17 protein-coding genes are annotated in these 15012 nt (G+C 70.0%); 11 read left to right on the forward strand and 6 right to left on the reverse strand.

Annotation, left to right across the window (positions count from 1 at the left end; all coding sequences use genetic code 11):
- Nucleotides 1-2: 2 nt before the first annotated feature.
- Entirely contained in the window at nt 3-707 is a 705-nt protein-coding gene (locus tag ACFV9C_RS13330) for an NUDIX domain-containing protein (RefSeq protein ID WP_380193340.1), read from the reverse strand.
- A gap of 67 nt (nt 708-774) precedes the next feature.
- Between ACFV9C_RS13330 and nadC the strand changes: the two genes are divergently transcribed.
- From nadC to nadB, 3 genes are read left to right on the forward strand one after another with little or no spacing between them, the layout of a single operon-like run.
- The gene (gene nadC, locus ACFV9C_RS13335; RefSeq protein ID WP_380193342.1) at nt 775-1644 is read left to right on the forward strand and encodes a carboxylating nicotinate-nucleotide diphosphorylase; all 870 of its coding nucleotides are present in this window, start codon (nt 775-777) and stop codon (nt 1642-1644) included.
- Nucleotides 1645-1676: 32 nt separating this feature from the next.
- On the forward strand, nt 1677-2645 hold the full coding sequence (gene nadA, locus ACFV9C_RS13340) for a quinolinate synthase NadA (RefSeq protein WP_380193344.1): 969 nt from the start codon (nt 1677-1679) through the stop codon (nt 2643-2645).
- Entirely contained in the window at nt 2642-4147 is a 1506-nt protein-coding gene (gene nadB, locus ACFV9C_RS13345; RefSeq protein ID WP_380193346.1) for an L-aspartate oxidase, read from the forward strand. The genes nadA and nadB overlap by 4 nt, the downstream gene beginning before the upstream one ends.
- Before the next feature lie 6 nt (nt 4148-4153).
- On the opposite strand, the gene ACFV9C_RS13350 is transcribed toward nadB, so the two are convergent.
- A complete protein-coding gene (locus ACFV9C_RS13350) occupies nt 4154-4588 on the reverse strand; it encodes a ribonuclease H (protein ID WP_380193347.1) in 435 nt (144 codons plus the stop codon).
- Nucleotides 4589-4678: 90 nt separating this feature from the next.
- Between ACFV9C_RS13350 and ACFV9C_RS13355 the strand changes: the two genes are divergently transcribed.
- Nucleotides 4679-5437, forward strand: coding sequence for a PIG-L deacetylase family protein (locus ACFV9C_RS13355; protein WP_380193348.1), 759 nt, complete (start codon nt 4679-4681; stop codon nt 5435-5437).
- Here ACFV9C_RS13355 and ACFV9C_RS13360 read toward each other — a convergent pair.
- On the reverse strand, nt 5428-5766 hold the full coding sequence (locus ACFV9C_RS13360) for a TraR/DksA family transcriptional regulator (RefSeq protein ID WP_380193350.1): 339 nt from the start codon (nt 5764-5766) through the stop codon (nt 5428-5430). The genes ACFV9C_RS13355 and ACFV9C_RS13360 overlap by 10 nt on opposite strands.
- A 160-nt stretch (nt 5767-5926) precedes the next feature.
- Here ACFV9C_RS13360 and ACFV9C_RS13365 point away from each other — a divergent pair, with 160 nt between their 5' ends.
- The 4 genes from ACFV9C_RS13365 to ACFV9C_RS13380 are packed head-to-tail and all read left to right on the forward strand — an operon-like array spanning nt 5927 to nt 9894.
- Nucleotides 5927-6544: a chemotaxis protein CheB gene (locus tag ACFV9C_RS13365; RefSeq protein ID WP_380193352.1), complete on the forward strand. Its 618-nt coding sequence runs from the start codon at nt 5927-5929 to the stop codon at nt 6542-6544.
- Entirely contained in the window at nt 6544-8394 is a 1851-nt protein-coding gene (locus ACFV9C_RS13370; RefSeq protein WP_380193353.1) for a CheR family methyltransferase, read from the forward strand. The genes ACFV9C_RS13365 and ACFV9C_RS13370 overlap by 1 nt, the downstream gene beginning before the upstream one ends.
- A gap of 10 nt (nt 8395-8404) precedes the next feature.
- Nucleotides 8405-9190: an ANTAR domain-containing protein gene (locus ACFV9C_RS13375; protein WP_380193355.1), complete on the forward strand. Its 786-nt coding sequence runs from the start codon at nt 8405-8407 to the stop codon at nt 9188-9190.
- The gene (locus ACFV9C_RS13380) at nt 9187-9894 is read left to right on the forward strand and encodes a GAF and ANTAR domain-containing protein (protein ID WP_380193356.1); all 708 of its coding nucleotides are present in this window, start codon (nt 9187-9189) and stop codon (nt 9892-9894) included. Before ACFV9C_RS13375 ends, ACFV9C_RS13380 begins: the two co-directional genes overlap by 4 nt.
- 10 nt (nt 9895-9904) lie before the next feature.
- Here the strand turns inward: ACFV9C_RS13380 and ACFV9C_RS13385 are convergent, their stop codons facing one another.
- The 3 genes from ACFV9C_RS13385 to ACFV9C_RS13395 form a co-directional block, all read right to left on the reverse strand.
- Nucleotides 9905-10573: an alpha-ketoglutarate-dependent dioxygenase AlkB family protein gene (locus tag ACFV9C_RS13385; protein WP_380193358.1), complete on the reverse strand. Its 669-nt coding sequence runs from the start codon at nt 10571-10573 to the stop codon at nt 9905-9907.
- Entirely contained in the window at nt 10570-11007 is a 438-nt protein-coding gene (locus tag ACFV9C_RS13390; protein ID WP_380193359.1) for a hypothetical protein, read from the reverse strand. The genes ACFV9C_RS13385 and ACFV9C_RS13390 overlap by 4 nt, the downstream gene beginning before the upstream one ends.
- A gap of 111 nt (nt 11008-11118) precedes the next feature.
- Nucleotides 11119-11553, reverse strand: a complete 435-nt coding sequence (locus ACFV9C_RS13395; RefSeq protein WP_380193360.1) for an Lrp/AsnC family transcriptional regulator — start codon at nt 11551-11553, stop codon at nt 11119-11121.
- Nucleotides 11554-11705: 152 nt separating this feature from the next.
- Here ACFV9C_RS13395 and ACFV9C_RS13400 point away from each other — a divergent pair, with 152 nt between their 5' ends.
- From ACFV9C_RS13400 to ACFV9C_RS13410, 3 genes are read left to right on the forward strand one after another with little or no spacing between them, the layout of a single operon-like run.
- On the forward strand, nt 11706-12896 hold the full coding sequence (locus ACFV9C_RS13400) for a trans-sulfuration enzyme family protein (protein WP_380193362.1): 1191 nt from the start codon (nt 11706-11708) through the stop codon (nt 12894-12896).
- Nucleotides 12893-14173, forward strand: a complete 1281-nt coding sequence (locus ACFV9C_RS13405; RefSeq protein ID WP_380193363.1) for an amidohydrolase family protein — start codon at nt 12893-12895, stop codon at nt 14171-14173. Before ACFV9C_RS13400 ends, ACFV9C_RS13405 begins: the two co-directional genes overlap by 4 nt.
- The gene (locus ACFV9C_RS13410) at nt 14170-15009 is read left to right on the forward strand and encodes a PhzF family phenazine biosynthesis protein (protein WP_380193365.1); all 840 of its coding nucleotides are present in this window, start codon (nt 14170-14172) and stop codon (nt 15007-15009) included. Before ACFV9C_RS13405 ends, ACFV9C_RS13410 begins: the two co-directional genes overlap by 4 nt.
- Nucleotides 15010-15012: the final 3 nt, after the last annotated feature.

Raw genomic sequence — 15012 nt, forward strand, 5'->3', positions numbered from 1 at the left:
CGTCAGCGGGGTGGGCGGAGTACGGCGAACGGGTCGGTGACGGTCAGTTCGCGGGCCGCGAACTTGTAGACGGTCGCCGGGCGGCCGCCGCTCTGGCCGGGGCTGGCTCGGCGTTCGGTGGGGTCGATCACGTGTCTGCGGGTCAGGACGCGGGTGAGGTTGGTGGCGCCGAGCTCGTAGCCGAGTGCGGCACCGAACAGATCGCGGAGCTCCGCGATGGTGAACTCCAGCGGAGCCAGCGCGAAACCGATGTTCGTGTACGACAGTTTCGCGCGCAACCGCGCGACCGCGGCCTCGATGAAGTAGTGATGGTCGAACGCGGTCCGCGGCAGCTCGTCGACGAGGTGCCACTGCGTGTCGGACGGGAGCTTCGGCTGTACGTCGGACGGAACGAGGCCGAGGTAGGCCGTCGCCAGCACGCGGGCCCGCGGATCACGATCGATCGCACTGTGCGTGGCGAGCTGTTCCAGGTGTGCGACGTCGCGCACGTCGACCTTCGTCGCGAGGTGCCCGGTGATGGCGTCCCGGAGCCGCTCCGTGGGCTCGACCCCGCCGCCGGGAAGCGCCCAGCGGCCTCGGTACGGGTTCTGGGCGCGTTTCCAGAGCAGCACGCACAGTCTGCCGTCGCGAACGGACAGGACGACGGCGAGCACCTCGTGCGGGTAGCTGCGGAAGTTAACCGGATCACCTTTCTTGGCTGTGGGCACGCTGCCGATGGTAGCGTGCCAGCTAGTTATCGCCTCTGAAGCGAAAACATGACGGAAGGTGCGACGGATGGAAGCGGAGAAGGTCCGGACCGCGGTGGCGGCAGCACTGGCCGAGGACCATGCGGCGGACGACGTCACGACCCGGTGGAGCGTCCCGGAGTCGCTCGAGGTCGAGGCGACGATGATCGCCAAGCAGTCCGGGCGGGTGGCCGGCCTGAGCGCCGTACAGGAGGTGTACGCCGCCGTCGATCCCACCGTGAAGGTGCGGACGGCCGTTGCCGACGGCGATCCGGTGGTCCCGGGGCAGCCGCTGGCGTGGATCAGCGGCCCGGCGCGGTCGGTCGTCACCGGCGAGCGGGTGGCACTGAACTTCGCCCAGCGGATGTCGGGCATCGCGACCCTCACGGCGGCCTTCGTAGCCGCGATCGGACCGCGTCCGGTCGCGCTCCTCGACACCCGCAAGACAGCGCCTGGGCTCCGGGCCATGGACAAGTACGCCGTGAGTTGCGGCGGCGGAACCAACCACCGGCTCGACCTGTCCGCGATGGTGCTGCTCAAGGAGAACCATCTCGCCGCGGCGGGCGGCGTACTCCCCGCCGTACGCCGGGTTCGGGACGGCATGGCCGCCGAGGACGCCGACGTCGCGATCGAGGTGGAAGTCACCACTCCCGACGAGGCCCTGGAAGCGCTCGACTGCCAGGTCGAGTGGATCCTGCTGGACAACATGTCTGTCGAGCAGATGGCCCAGATCGTCGAGCGGCGCAACGCCACCGGATCCACCACCCGGCTCGAGGCCTCCGGCAACATCACGCTGGACACCGTTGCGGACGTCGCCGGCACCGGCGTCGACGCCGTCTCGGTCGGCGCCCTGACCCACTCCCCCAGCGCACTCGACATCAGCCTGTTGGTGGCTTTGCCATCTCCAGTTATCGCTTGATAAGCGAAAACCTCCCGAAAGAAGGACCTGTTGTGACCACGGCAATCAGCTGGCAGGAAGAGGTACGGCGGCTCGCCGAGGAGCGGGACGCGGTGATCCTCGCCCACAACTACCAGGAGCCGGCGATCCAGGACGTGGCGGACCACGTCGGCGACTCGCTCGCCCTGTCGCGCATCGCGGCGAGTACCGATGCGTCTACGATCGTGTTCTGCGGCGTGCACTTCATGGCCGAGACCGCCAAACTGCTCAGCCCGGACAAGACCGTGCTGATCCCGACGGCGCAGGCGGGCTGCTCGCTGGCGGACACCATCGACGCCGACCAGCTCCGGGCCTGGAAGGCCGAGCACCCCGACGCCGTTGTCGTTGCCTATGTCAACACCAGCGCGGCGGTGAAGGCCGAGGCGGACGTCTGCTGTACGTCGTCCAACGCGGTCGACGTGGTGAACTCGATCCCGGCGGACCGGCCGATCCTGTTCCTGCCCGACCAGTTCCTCGGCGCGCACGTCCGGCGGCAGACCGGCCGGGACAACATCGAGGTGTGGATGGGCGAATGCCACGTGCACGCCGGCATCAGCGCGGCCGACCTGCGCGCTCAGGTCGCCGCCGATCCGGAGGCCGAGGTCCTCGTCCACCCCGAGTGCGGCTGCGCGTCGTCGGCGGTTTGGCTGGCCGGCGTGGGTGATCTGCCGGCCGAGCGGACCCATATCCTGTCCACCGCCGGAATGCTGGACACCGCTCGCGGCCTGACCGCGAAGACCGCACTGGTGGCCACGGAGATCGGCATGCTCCATCAGCTTCGCAAGGTCAACGATCGTACGACGTTCCTGCCGGTGAACCCGAAGGCCTCGTGCCGCTTCATGAAGATGATCACGCCGGAGCTGCTGGTGCGGTGCCTGCGGGAGGGGCGTGACGAGATCCAGCTACCGCCTGAGGTCGTCGAGCGGGCCCGGCGCTCGGTCGAGCGGATGGTTGCCATCGGCAAGCCTGTGGGTGCTCGATGACACGGGTCGCCGACGTCGTCGTCATCGGCTCCGGTGTCGCGGGCCTGTCAACAGCACTCGGTCTCGCGGCGACCCGCGACGTACTCCTGCTCAGCGCCGGCGACGGCAGCACGCCATGGGCCCAGGGCGGCATCTCGGCGGCGTACGGCGAAGACGATCCGCTCGACCACGCGCACGACACCCAGGTCGCGGGCGCGGGATTCTGCGATCCGCGCAACGTCCGTGCGCTGGTCGAGGAGGGACCGCAGCGGCTTGCCGAACTCATCGCGCACGGGGCACGCTTCGACCGCAACGGCGACGGCTCTCTGTCGAGGACCCTGGAGGGTGGCCACAGTCGTCCCCGGATCGTGCACGCCGGTGGTGATGCGACCGGTGCCGAGGTTCATCGTGCCCTCGTGGCCGCTCTGCAGCGAACCAGCGTGCAGACGCTGACCGGGCGTACGGTCGGCCTTCTGCAATCGGAGTCCGGAAGCATCGTCGGGGTGCTCGTCGAGACGGGCGCCGAGGTCACGCAGATCGAGGCCCGCGCCGTCGTACTGGCGACCGGCGGCATCGGCAACGCCTACCTGGCGAGCACCAATCCGTCGACGGTGCGCGGCGACGGCATCGCCTTGGCGCTGCGAGCCGGTGCGTCGCTGGTCGACATGGAGTTCGTCCAGTTCCACCCGACCGCGCTGCACACCGGCGAGACCAGCGGTCAGCTTCCCCTGGTCACCGAGGCCGTCCGGGGCGAGGGCGCCGTACTGCGTGACGTCCACGGCCGCCGGATCATGGCCGGCCGTCATCCACGAGCCGACCTGGCACCGCGGGACGTGGTCGCCCGGGCGATCGAGGCGACGATGCGCCGCGACGGATCCGACCATGTCTGGCTGGATGCGACCGACGTCGCGCCGGACGTACTCCGGAGGCGGTTCCCGACCGTGCTGGCCTCCTGCGCCCGCATCGGCGTCGACCTGCTGTCGGAGCAGATCCCGGTCGCGCCGGCCGAACACTTCCTCTGCGGCGGCGTCCGGACCGATCGGAACGGCGCAACCGACGTACCCGGCCTGTACGCGGTTGGCGAGGTGGCCGCGACCGGCGTGCACGGCGCCAACCGGCTCGCCTCGAACAGCCTGCTGGAAGGACTCGTCTTCGGCGGGCGCGTCGCAACGGCCCTGACCCTCGACCTGCCCGCGAAGGACCTCGGCCGGGTGCGCGAACTCAAGCTGGGCGACGATCCTCAGCCGGAGCGGATTCGCTCGATCCTCAGCCGGTACGCCGGCATCCGCCGCGACGGCGCCGGTCTGAACGCCGCCGCGGACGAGCTCGACGCCCTGGGCACCGGACCACTCGCGACGGTGGCGCGGGCCGTCGTCGTCGCGGCGACTGCGCGACAGGACAGCCGCGGTTGCCACTGGCGCTCCGACTATCCGCACACCGACGGACGATGGGACAACCACACGGTCGTACGCCTCGACCACGAAGACCGCCCGACGACGCGCCAGCCTGTCACCGCAGGCTGATCGGCGTCACTGGTTCGCGCAGGCGGCGACGGCCAGGGCGTCGACGAAGTCGTTCATCTCGTGGCCGGAGTGACCCTTCACCCACTGGAAGGCGACGTCCCCGCGGTCGGTCACCAACGTCACCAACGGTTCCCACAGGTCCCTGTTGGCGACCGGCTGCTTCGCCGACGTGAGCCAGCCCCGCTCGAGCCAGCCGGCGTGCCACCGGTCGCGGAAGCAGTTGACGACGTACGTCGAGTCCGAGACCACCAGCAACGGTCCGTCGTTCGCCCGGACCGCCTCGAGCGCGGCCCGGATCTCCATCCGCTGATTCGTCGACGGAGCCTCGTGACCAGCGGCGTACTCCGTTTTCGACAACGCCCACGCCCAACCGCCAGGCCCGGGGTTACCAGCGCAGGCGCCGTCGGTGAACACCGACCGCGCACCAACTGGAACTGTCATGTCGGGTGGCCGAGGGCGGCGCCGGCGAACGGGAGGCATGGGCCGAAACTGTACTCCCGGAGCGATCCTCGCGGTGGCAAGATGGCCCGCATGACCCTGCCTGCTCTCCCTGAGGAATCGTTCCAACGGGTGCTGTGCGTCGTCGCGCACCCTGACGACATGGAGTACGGCGCGTCCGCGGCCGTCGCTCGCTGGACGGCGCGCGGCATCGAAGTCGGATATCTCCTGCTCACCCGTGGTGAGGCCGGCATGCCGAACCGTCCCGAGGAGACGGCCCGTTTGCGCGTCGCCGAGCAGCGGGCCGCCTGCGCTGTCGTGGGCGTCAACCACCTGACCGTCCTCGAACATCCGGACGGTGTGCTGGTCTACGGCCTCGACCTGCGCCGGGACATCTGCCGGGAGATCCGCCGTTTCAAGCCCGACGTCGTTCTCGGCTCCGGTTACGAGATCGAGACGCCGTTCGGCTTCGACCAGGCCGACCATCGCGCGGCCGGGCTCGCGACCCTCGACGCGGTGCGCGACGCGGGCAACCGGTGGGTCTTCCCGGAGCAGATCGACGACGAGGGCCTCGAACCGCACTCCGTGCGCTGGTACCTCGTTCCCGGACTCGCCGGCATCGCGTCCCACGGCGTCGACGTCACCGGGGAGCCGCTACGCCGCGGCATCGCCTCGCTCGAGGCCCATGCGGCGTACCTGGCCGCGCTTCCCGGTCATCCCGCGCCCGCGGACCTCATCCCGCAGTTCACCGCGATGAGCGGAAAGGCCATGGGCGTCCAGCATGCCGTCCTGTTCCGCGCCCACGACCTGCAGGCACCACCGGACTTCTTCACCGACGCCGCTCAGGACTGAGCGCAATCGATACAGGTACGGGCCGTCGGCCTTGCCTCGAGGCGGGCCGGTGCGATCGGTTGTCCGCACCGCTCGCACAGCCCGTAGGTGCCGTCCGTCAAGCGGTCCAAGGCCGCCTCGATCTCGGCCAAATGACGCTGGGCCTGCTCCACGAGCGCCGCAACCTGTGACCGCTCGAAAGCGATCGTCGCACCCTCGGGATCGTGCTCGTCGTCGGCGTTCGCATCCCGCGAGGCCGCGACCACCTCGTCGAAATCGCCGGTCAGCTCGGACAGCCGCCGAAGCACCCGCGACCGCTCCGCCTCCAGCAGTTCACGAGCCCCGTCCATCCCACCATCCTGACACCAACCCGCACGGTCGAGGCTCTTCCGATCAGCGGGCTGCCCCGCGGTCGTCCGGCTCGGTCCGCGCTGATCTGGCCCGTACGGTGTCGGGTCGACGCCCTGACCATTAGGCTCGTAGCGTGTTCCACGGTCGGCGTACCAGATCATGAGCCAGCCTGAGCCGGACCGGCCCGCTGCCGAGCAGAGCGAGCGGTTCGAGATCGTCGCGATCGCTTCGTCGGCCGGCGGCATCCGCGCGCTGACCCAGGTGCTCGGCGCGCTCCCGCCGGGGTTCCCGGTGCCGGTCGTGGTCGTCCAGCACCTCGATCCGCGGCACGAGACCGTGATCGCCGACGTCCTCGTCCGGCGCAGCGCGTTGCCGGTGAAGCTCGCAGCGGCCGGTGAGGCCGCGACCGCCGGTACCGTCTACATCGCGCCGCCGAACCGCCACCTGCTGGTCGGTGCGGGGGGCGAGCTGACACTGACGAGCAGCGAACTCGTGCACTTCGTCCGGCCGTCCGCGGATCTTTTGTTCGAGTCGGTGGCGGGAGCCTACGGTGCCCGCGCGATAGCCTGCGTGCTGACCGGATCCGGCAGCGACGGGGCGATGGGAGTGAGCGCGGTCAAAACACGTGGCGGCACCGTGATCGCGGAAGATCCGCAGTCGGCGGAGTTCAGGGGTATGCCGGAGGCGGCGGTCGGCACCGGGTCGGTGGACTTCGTACTACCGCTCGGCGAGATCGCGGACGTCATCGACGCCCTGGTCGAATCGAGGAGTGTCTGATGGCGAGCGAGCCCATCGAGGGCCGGGACCCGGGACTCGAGCAGCTGCTCGCGTTCATCCGGGACGCGCGGGGCTTCGACTTCACCGGCTACAAGCGGTCGTCGCTGGCGCGGCGGGTGCGCAAGCGGATGGCCGATGTCGGCATCGCGGAGTATCTCGACTACCGGGACCTGCTGGAGGCGAGCGCGGAAGAGTTCGACTTCCTGTTCAACACCATCCTGATCAACGTCACCAGCTTCTTCCGCGACGCCGACAGCTGGACCTACCTGCAGCGGGAGATCGTTCCCGAGCTGCTGAAGACCGTCGGCTCCGAGGAGGACATCCGGGTCTGGAGCGCGGGTTGCTCCAGCGGTGAGGAGGCGTACTCGCTGGCCATCGTCTTCGCCCAGGCGCTCGGGATCGAGGAATGTGCCCGGCGAGTCAAGATCTACGGCACCGACGTGGACGAGGAGGCGCTGCGGGAGGCCCGCTCCGGGTCGTACTCGGAGAGGTCACTCGAGGCGCTGGCCGACGATGTGCGCAACGAGTACTTCGAACAGAGCGGATCGCGGTTCGTGTTCCGGTCCGACCTCCGCCGCCGGGTGATCTTCGGCCGTCACGACATCACCAGGGACGCGCCGATCTCCCGCCTGCATCTGCTGGTCTGCCGCAACACGCTGATGTACTTCAACGTCGAGGCACAGTCGCAGATCATCGACCGGTTCCACTTCGCGCTGCGCGAGAGCGGCCACCTCTTCCTCGGCAAGGCCGAGATGCTGTTGTCCGACGGCGAGCGGTTCGAGGTCGTCAGCATGCGGCAGCGGATCTTCCGGCGCCGATCGGGACGGACCGACGCCCAGCACCTCACCATCCCGCTGACGCTGGACCCGGCCGCCGGGGTCGAGGTGCGCGACGTCGCGCGGAAGCGGCAGCTCCGCGACCTGGTTCTGGAGACCGCACCGAACGCCATGATCTCGGTCGACCTCGACGGAATCGTCATCCAGGCGAACAGCCAGGCGCGGGCCCAGTTCGGGCTGACGTCGCAGGACGTCGGGCGACCGTTCCGCGACCTGGAGATCTCGTACCGTCCCACGGAGCTCCGCTCGCTGATCGAGCGGGCGCACTCCGAGCGCCGCTCGATCCGGGTGAACGCGGTGGAGCGCCGGCTGTCGGCCGACGACGTGCAGTACCTCGACATCACCGTGCAGCCGCTGACCGCCGACGACGGCCTGGTCGTCGGATCGTCCGTGGCATTCGTCGACACGACCGCGCTCACCCGGCTGCAACTGGAGGTGAAACGGAACCGGGAGGACCTGGAGACCGCCTACGAGGAACTCCAGTCGACCAACGAGGAGCTCGAGACCACCAACGAGGAACTCCAGTCCAGCATCGAGGAACTCGAAACCACCAACGAAGAGCTCCAGTCCACCAACGAGGAACTCCAGTCGGGCAACGAAGAGCTGGAGACGATGAACGAGGAGATCCGGATCCGCAGTACCGAGCTGGACGAGGCGCGCACCTTCCTCGAAGGCGTGCTGTCCAGCGTCGCGGCCGGCGTGGTGGTGCTGGACAGCGAGCTACGGGTGCGCAGCTGGAATCGCGGCGCGGAGGAGCTGTGGGGACTCCGCGGCGACGAGGTCCAGCGCCAGCCGTTCTTCCACCTCGACTTCGGGCTGCCGACCGAAGCCCTGGTCGAGGTCGTGAACCGTTGCCTGGTCACCGGCGTACGCACGGAGCCGGTCGACCTGATCGCGGTCAACCGCAAGGGCCGCAGGATCCGGTGCTCGGTGATCTGCTCGCCGCTCGACAGCCAGTCCGACGGTGTGGTGCTGCTGATGGAGGACATCCAGGAGCTCGCCGAAGACGGCTAGACTGACGAACGTGGCGGGTGGGCTGTCCGTTTGGATCGGTCCTGCTCAGGAGCAGGCCGAGCTGCAACGCGCCCGGGCCGGCCGAGCGGCCGCGATCGCTCGCCGTCACGAGGCGCTGGCCACCACCGCACCAGAGGCGCTCCGCGGAGTCCATGTACGCCTGGCGGAGCTGCACCGCAGGAGTGAAGAGCGCCACCTGACCACCGCGCGGCTGCACGACGCCCACGTCCAGCGGCTCACCCACTGGTACTCAGCGGGGGTGGAGCTCGACCGTCCGCGCCTGATCTCGGCCGTCGCGGAGTTGGTCGGCGCCCGCGGCGCGGGGCTCACCCTGCTCGGTTCCGGGCGGATGGAAGCCTCGTCGATCGCGTCGGGCCCGTTGGGCGTTCACTCGCTCGCCGTCGTACCGCTGGGATCGGGCGGACGCTGCGTCGGGGCGCTTTCCGTGTTCGATCCACCGGACGTCGCTCGGCCGGATCCGCTCACCGGCGACCTGGAGGACCTCGCCGACGCGCTCACCCACACGATGCTCCTGACCGAGCAGTGCCTGGCCCAGTTGATCGACGCGAGCGGGACGGCCACGGCGGCGTACCTGCTGGATTCCCCGAACCAGCGGGTGGTCCTGCACCAGGCGGTCGGCATGGTCGCCGCCCAGTGCGAGTGCAGTATCGAGGACGCGCTCTCACTGGTCAGGGCCCGCGCCTTCGCCGACGACGTCCCGGTCACCGACGTGGCGCTGCTGATCGTCGAGAGGCGGCTGCGGCTCGATGCGCCGGACGAGGAGCGCGACCGATGAGCGAGGCGGAACACCCGCCGTGCGGCGCGGTGTCGGAACTCGTCGGCAGATTCGTGACGGACACGGATCTGGTCGGCACGCTCGGCTGGCTGACGGACCGGTGTACCGAGTTGGCGGGCGTCAGCGGGTCCGCACTGTCACTCGCCGATCGGCAGGGCACGCTCGACGTCGTCGCGGCGTCCTCGGAGGCGGCCCACGGGCTGCAGCAGACCGTCGAAGGTCCGGCACAGGACTGCTACGCGACCGGTTTCCGCATCGACTGTCCGGACCTGGACCAGGCCGATGCGCGATGGCCCGGCTATGCGGCCGCGGCCCGCCGGGACGGCGTACGCGCGGTCCACGCCTTCCCGATGCCGCTGCTCGAGCGGACCATCGGAGTACTGACGCTGTTCCTGGACACCGTCGGCAGTCTCTCCCCCGAGGCGCTCGAGACAGGCCAGCTGCTTGCCGCCACGGCGGCTCTCGGTGTCGAGAGTCATCAGGCCACGCAGCACGAGATCCGGGCCGACCAGTTGCAGTCCGCACTGAGCAGCCGGGTGGTCATCGAGCAGGCGAAAGGCGTGCTCGCCGAGCGGCTCGGCCTCAGCCTCGCGGAGTCTTTCGAGGTACTGCGGGGGTACGCCCGGCGCAACGGTCGCCGGCTCACGGACGTGGCCACAGCCGTACTCGACGGCAGCCTCGTCCTCCCCACGCCGCCGCGCTGACGAACGTCCGTCAGTCGGTGAACCCCGTCATTCGCAGGGTGAGGTTGATGCGGCCGGTGGTGAGGCCGCAGCCTTCGGGAGCGGTCTGCGGGTGGATCCGGGTGACGCCGTGGTAGGCGAGGCGGGAGGGGCCGCCGAAGACGAAGAGGTCTCCGGAGCGCAGGCGGAGGTCGGCGTACGGCTTGCCGCGGTTCTCGGTGTTTCCGAACCGGAAGGTGCACGCATCCCCGATGGACAGCGAGACGACCGGGGCGAGGGAGCGTTCGTCCTTGTCCTGGTGCATGCCCATCCGCGCCGCGTCGTGGTAGTAGTTCACGAGGGCGGTGTCCGGGGTGTACGCCTGGACCTCGGCGTCGGGGTGACCGGTCGCCTGGAGCGCGCGCCGGCCGAGGCGGACGAGCCATTCCGGGAACGGCAACACCCGCGCCCCGTTCACGTCGGTCGCCGCCCGCGTGTACTTGTACGGCTGCCAGTGCCACCCCAGACACACCGTCCGGACCGACATCTCGTGGCCGCGGACCTTGGCCGCGCGGATCGGGACGGGGCCCGCGGCCCACTCCCGGAACTGCCCGGCGATCCATGCCTGCTGCTCGAGGGCGAGCCAGCCCGGAACCAGCACCGCGCCCGGACCGGGCGCGCTCGCCGGTCCGCCGTCCAGGTCGAGGGGCAACTCCGTCATCGTTCGAATCCTCGCATCATCACGATCCGGTCGTCGGCACCGACGTACCACGGCTGCCCGGCGCGGGTGACGCCGGCGATCCCCGTGAGGTTGTGGCGTCCCACGAGGTCGAGCGCCCGTGGGTCGGAGACCGCGGCGGCGAGCAGCGCACGGGCAGGATCCCACGGTGTCGACCACAACAACCGCCGGGTCAGCTGCGCCCAGCCGAGCGGCGGGCCGAACATGATCCACAGGTCGGCATCGGCCCCCGCGAACCGGGTCGCCTGCCGCATCCACGACGCCGCAGTCTCCGGCCACGTCAACTCCAGCACGACCTCACCATCCCAGCCGTCCGCCAAGGCTCGTACGGCGTCCACAGAAGCAGGATCGCGCCCCGAACCGATGGCGATCGACCGCGCACCACGCATCCGCGCCAGCCCGACGAGACCCGCCACCTCCCGTGCGCCGACCGACGTGTCATTCGGCGGACTGTACTGAAGGCGTAGCAGCGGGCTCGGGTTCACAACCATGAAACGCCGGCCGCGCCAGTCGTGTGAGCCGCCGACTCAGCCGGGGAGCGTCTTCATCGTGACGTAGCTGGTGACCGCGGCGACCCCTGGCAGGTCCGCGAGTTTGTTGGCGTGGAAGGACTCGTACGCCGGCAAGTCGGCGACCTCGACCTGGAGCAGGTAGTCGAAGTTGCCGGTCACGTGGTGAGTCTGGACGACCTCGGTCAGACGAGTAACGGCACGTTCGAAGGCCTGTACGTCGGTACGCGCGTGCCGCACGAGCCGGACACCCGCGATCACCCGCAGCCCGCGGCCGATCGCCGCCGGGTCGATCACCGCCCGGTAGCCGCGAATCACGCCCGCTTCCTCCAGCCGGCGGACGCGCCGCAGGCACGGCGACGGCGACAGGCCGACCCGCTCCGCCAACTCGGCGTTGCTGATCCGGCCGTCCCGTTGCAGCGCCTCGAGGATCGCCCGATCAACCTCGTCCATGGGCAGATTATTGCCCAAACAGCCCTTCTACTACCTGAGACGCACAGCACAGGCACGCAACTTGCTACCAAATTGCGGCAATCCGGACCTTCACGACTGCCGCTGCAGACATCCTGGTCGGGTCCGATCCGGCGAGTCACAGGAGCAGCGCGATGCCGGGAACCAGTACGACCGCCATTCACGGCGACCGCGACGTCCATCCGAGCCGAGCCGTCGCGCGGCCGATCTACCAGACCGCGACCTTCTCGGCCGAGGACGCGGAGACGTTCGCGCAGGTCGCCGTCGACCGGCGCGGCCACGACTTCTACACGCGCTACGGCAACCCGAACCACGCCCAGGTCGCCGCCGTCGTCGCCGAACTCGAACACACCGAGGCCGCGATGGTCACCGCGTCCGGCATGGCCGCCCTGACCACCGCAGTACTGGCGCTGGTCACAGCCGGCGACCACGTCATCGGCCAGAAGTCCACCTACGGCGGTACGGCGTCGGTGCTGCAGAACCTGCTTCCGCGCTTCGGGGTGACGACGACTCTCGTCGACCAGACCGACAGCGCGGCATTCGAGCGAGCCATCACCCCACAGACACGGCTGATTCTGGTGGAGTCCCCCAGCAATCCCCTGCTGCAGATCACCGACCTGCGAGCTGTCGCGGACCTCGCGCACACTCACGGCATCCTGACGATCGCGGACAACACGTTCGCGACCCCGCTCAACCAGCGACCGACGGATTTCGGGATCGACCTCGTCTGGCACAGCGCGACGAAGTACCTGAACGGGCACACCGACGTGTCGGCCGGGGTGCTGGCCGGGTCCGCGGAGCTCCTGGACCGGATCTGGGATGTCGGCGTACTGACCGGCGCCGTGCTCGGGCCGTTCGACGCCTGGCTCCTGCTCCGAGGGCTGCGCACCCTGCCCCTGCGCGTGCCGCGGCACAACGCCAACGGGCAGGCACTCGCCGAAGCACTCGAAGGGCATCCGGCAGTCGTGCGGGTGCACTACCCGGGTCTGACGTCCCATCCGCAGCACGTGCTGGCAGCTTGGCAGCTGAGCGGCTTCGGCGGCGTCCTCGCGGTCGAATTCACCGGCGGCTTCGCCGCGGCGGACGCCTTCCTCGGGCAACTGCGGTACGCGCGACGCTCGGCCAGCCTCGGCGGAGTCGAGACGCTCGCCGTCCACCCCGCATCGATGTGGCGCGGAATGCTCAGCGACGACCAGATCGCCGGCTCGGGCGTGCCGCTCGGCCTCGTCCGGCTCGCGGCCGGTCTCGAGGACACCGCCGACCTGGTCGCCGACGTACTCGCCGCCGCGGACGCGGTGGCCGTCAAGTTCGGAGAAGCGCGATGACCTCGACCCTGATCACCGGCGGCACCGTACTGAACACGGGGCCCGCGGACGTCTTGGTCACCGACGGCGTGATCGTTGCTGTCGGCACGCAACTCGCCGTACCCGAGAACACCGAGGTGATCGACGCGGCCGGCTGCCTCGTGATGCCCGGGTTCGTCGACACGCACCGGCACACCTGGCAGACCGCGTTCCGCGGCGTCGGCGCGGACTGGACGTTCGCCGACTACGCCGCCGGGATCCACGGCATCCTCAAGCCGCACTACCGGCCCGAGGACGTGTACGTCGGCAACCTGCTGGGCCGGCTGGAAGCACTGCACTCGGGCGTGACGACCATGCTCGACTGGTTCCACGCGGCCCAGACACCCGAACACGCGGACGCCGCACTCGCCGGCCTGCGGGACGCGCCGGGACGGTCGATCTTCTGCTACGGCGCCGGGTACCGCACCGACGATCCGATCGAGGCCGAGGTACGGCGCGTCCACGCCGCGATGCCCGGCGACGACCTGCTCAGCCTCGCGCTGGGACTGCGGGGTCCCGACGAAACCACGATGGACAACGTCGCGCTCGACCTGAAACTCGCCGACGAACTCGGGCTGCGCACCAGCGTGCACGTCGACGGCCTCACCGGCAGCCGGCCGGTCGCGGCGTTGCGGGAGCGCGGGCTGCTGCGGGCGAGTACGACGTTCGTGCACGCCAACGGGATCGGCGACGACGAACTGCGGATGCTCGCCGACGCCGGCGCGTCGGTCTCGATCAGCCCGGACGTCGAACTCAAGATGGGCTTCGGGCAGCCGATGACCGGCCGCGTCCTCGCCGCCGGACTACGACCGACGCTGTCCGTCGACGACACCCCCGCCGTCGGCGGTGACATGTTCTCCACGATGCGCACCGCCTTCGCCGTCCAGCGGGGCATCGACGGCGGGCTCACCGCGCAAGAACTGTTGCAGTTCACAACGATCGACGGTGCTGAGGCCTGCGGTCTCGGCGACCGCGTCGGAACCATTGCCCCCGGCAAGGATGCCGATCTGGTGCTGCTCCGCGCCGACGATCTCACGGTCGCACCGTTCAGCAACCCCGCCGGTACGGTCGTCACCTCCGGCCACCCTGGTCTCGTCGACACGGTCCTGGTCGCCGGCCGGATCGTCAAGCGCGACGGCCACCTCGTCGGCCTCGATCTCCCCGCGCTGAAGGACCGCCTGCTCGAGTCCCGCGATCGCATCGCCGCCGCGGCCGGCGTACCACTCGACGGCACCTGGCGCCCGGGAACCACCACATGACCGCACGCCCACGCGACTTCGTGCAGGTCGACGTGTTCGGCACCGCGCCGTACCTCGGGAACCCCGTTGCGGTCGTCCTCGACGGCACCGGCCTGACCGACGACCAGCTGCAGCGCGTCGCCCGCTGGACCAACCTGTCCGAGACGACCTTCGTCCTGCCGCCGACCACCCCGGCCGCGGACTACCGGCTGCGGATCTTCACGCCCGGAGGCGAGCTCCCGTTCGCCGGGCATCCGACCCTCGGCTCGGCACACGGCTGGCTGGACGCGGGCGGCGTACCGGCGCGGGCCGATCATGTCGTACAGGAGTGCACCATCGGCCTGGTGGAGGTACGTCGTACCGGCGACACGCTGGCCTTCGCCGCACCATCTCTCCTCCGCACGGGCGCACTTGACGAGGAGTACGTCGGCGAACTCGTTGCCGCGTTCGGCATCACCCGGGGCGAGGTCGTCGACCACCAGTGGGTCGACAACGGTCCCGGTTGGGCCGTACTGCGGCTCGCCACCGCCGCCGACGTCCTCGCCCTCGAACCCGACCTCACGCGCATCCCGACCGCGATGGCCGGAGCGATCGGTCCTTATCCGAGCGGCTCCGAGTACGACTTCGAAGTACGCACGTTCGCGCCCGCCGCCGGCGTACCGGAGGACCCGGTGTGCGGCAGCATGAACGCCGGAATCGCCCGCTGGCTCGCCACCTCCGGCCTCGCCCGCTACCGGGTCTCCCAGGGACAGCGCCTCGGTCGCGTCGGCGCCGTCGGCATCACCGCCGACGACGACGGCACCATCTGGGTCGGCGGCGCGACCGTCACCTGCGTCCGCGGCGCCATCACCTTGTAGGAC

The organism is Kribbella sp. NPDC059898 (assembly GCF_042730855.1).
Classification (GTDB): domain Bacteria; phylum Actinomycetota; class Actinomycetes; order Propionibacteriales; family Kribbellaceae; genus Kribbella.

What these genes read in the sequence shown, in the direction of transcription:
- nadB (WP_380193346.1), top strand. Translation starts at nt 2,642, where the DNA reads ATGACACGGGTCGCCGACGTCGTCGTCATCGGCTCCGGTGTCGCGGGC.
- ACFV9C_RS13380 (WP_380193356.1), top strand. Translation starts at nt 9,187, where the DNA reads ATGAGCGAGGCGGAACACCCGCCGTGCGGCGCGGTGTCGGAACTCGTC.
- ACFV9C_RS13350 (WP_380193347.1), bottom strand. Translation starts at nt 4,588, where the DNA reads ATGACAGTTCCAGTTGGTGCGCGGTCGGTGTTCACCGACGGCGCCTGC.
- nadC (WP_380193342.1), top strand. Translation starts at nt 775, where the DNA reads ATGGAAGCGGAGAAGGTCCGGACCGCGGTGGCGGCAGCACTGGCCGAG.
- ACFV9C_RS13370 (WP_380193353.1), top strand. Translation starts at nt 6,544, where the DNA reads ATGGCGAGCGAGCCCATCGAGGGCCGGGACCCGGGACTCGAGCAGCTG.
- ACFV9C_RS13400 (WP_380193362.1), top strand. Translation starts at nt 11,706, where the DNA reads ATGCCGGGAACCAGTACGACCGCCATTCACGGCGACCGCGACGTCCAT.
- ACFV9C_RS13410 (WP_380193365.1), top strand. Translation starts at nt 14,170, where the DNA reads ATGACCGCACGCCCACGCGACTTCGTGCAGGTCGACGTGTTCGGCACC.
- ACFV9C_RS13360 (WP_380193350.1), bottom strand. Translation starts at nt 5,766, where the DNA reads ATGGACGGGGCTCGTGAACTGCTGGAGGCGGAGCGGTCGCGGGTGCTT.
- ACFV9C_RS13395 (WP_380193360.1), bottom strand. Translation starts at nt 11,553, where the DNA reads ATGGACGAGGTTGATCGGGCGATCCTCGAGGCGCTGCAACGGGACGGC.
- ACFV9C_RS13385 (WP_380193358.1), bottom strand. Translation starts at nt 10,573, where the DNA reads ATGACGGAGTTGCCCCTCGACCTGGACGGCGGACCGGCGAGCGCGCCC.
- ACFV9C_RS13355 (WP_380193348.1), top strand. Translation starts at nt 4,679, where the DNA reads ATGACCCTGCCTGCTCTCCCTGAGGAATCGTTCCAACGGGTGCTGTGC.
- ACFV9C_RS13365 (WP_380193352.1), top strand. Translation starts at nt 5,927, where the DNA reads ATGAGCCAGCCTGAGCCGGACCGGCCCGCTGCCGAGCAGAGCGAGCGG.
- ACFV9C_RS13405 (WP_380193363.1), top strand. Translation starts at nt 12,893, where the DNA reads ATGACCTCGACCCTGATCACCGGCGGCACCGTACTGAACACGGGGCCC.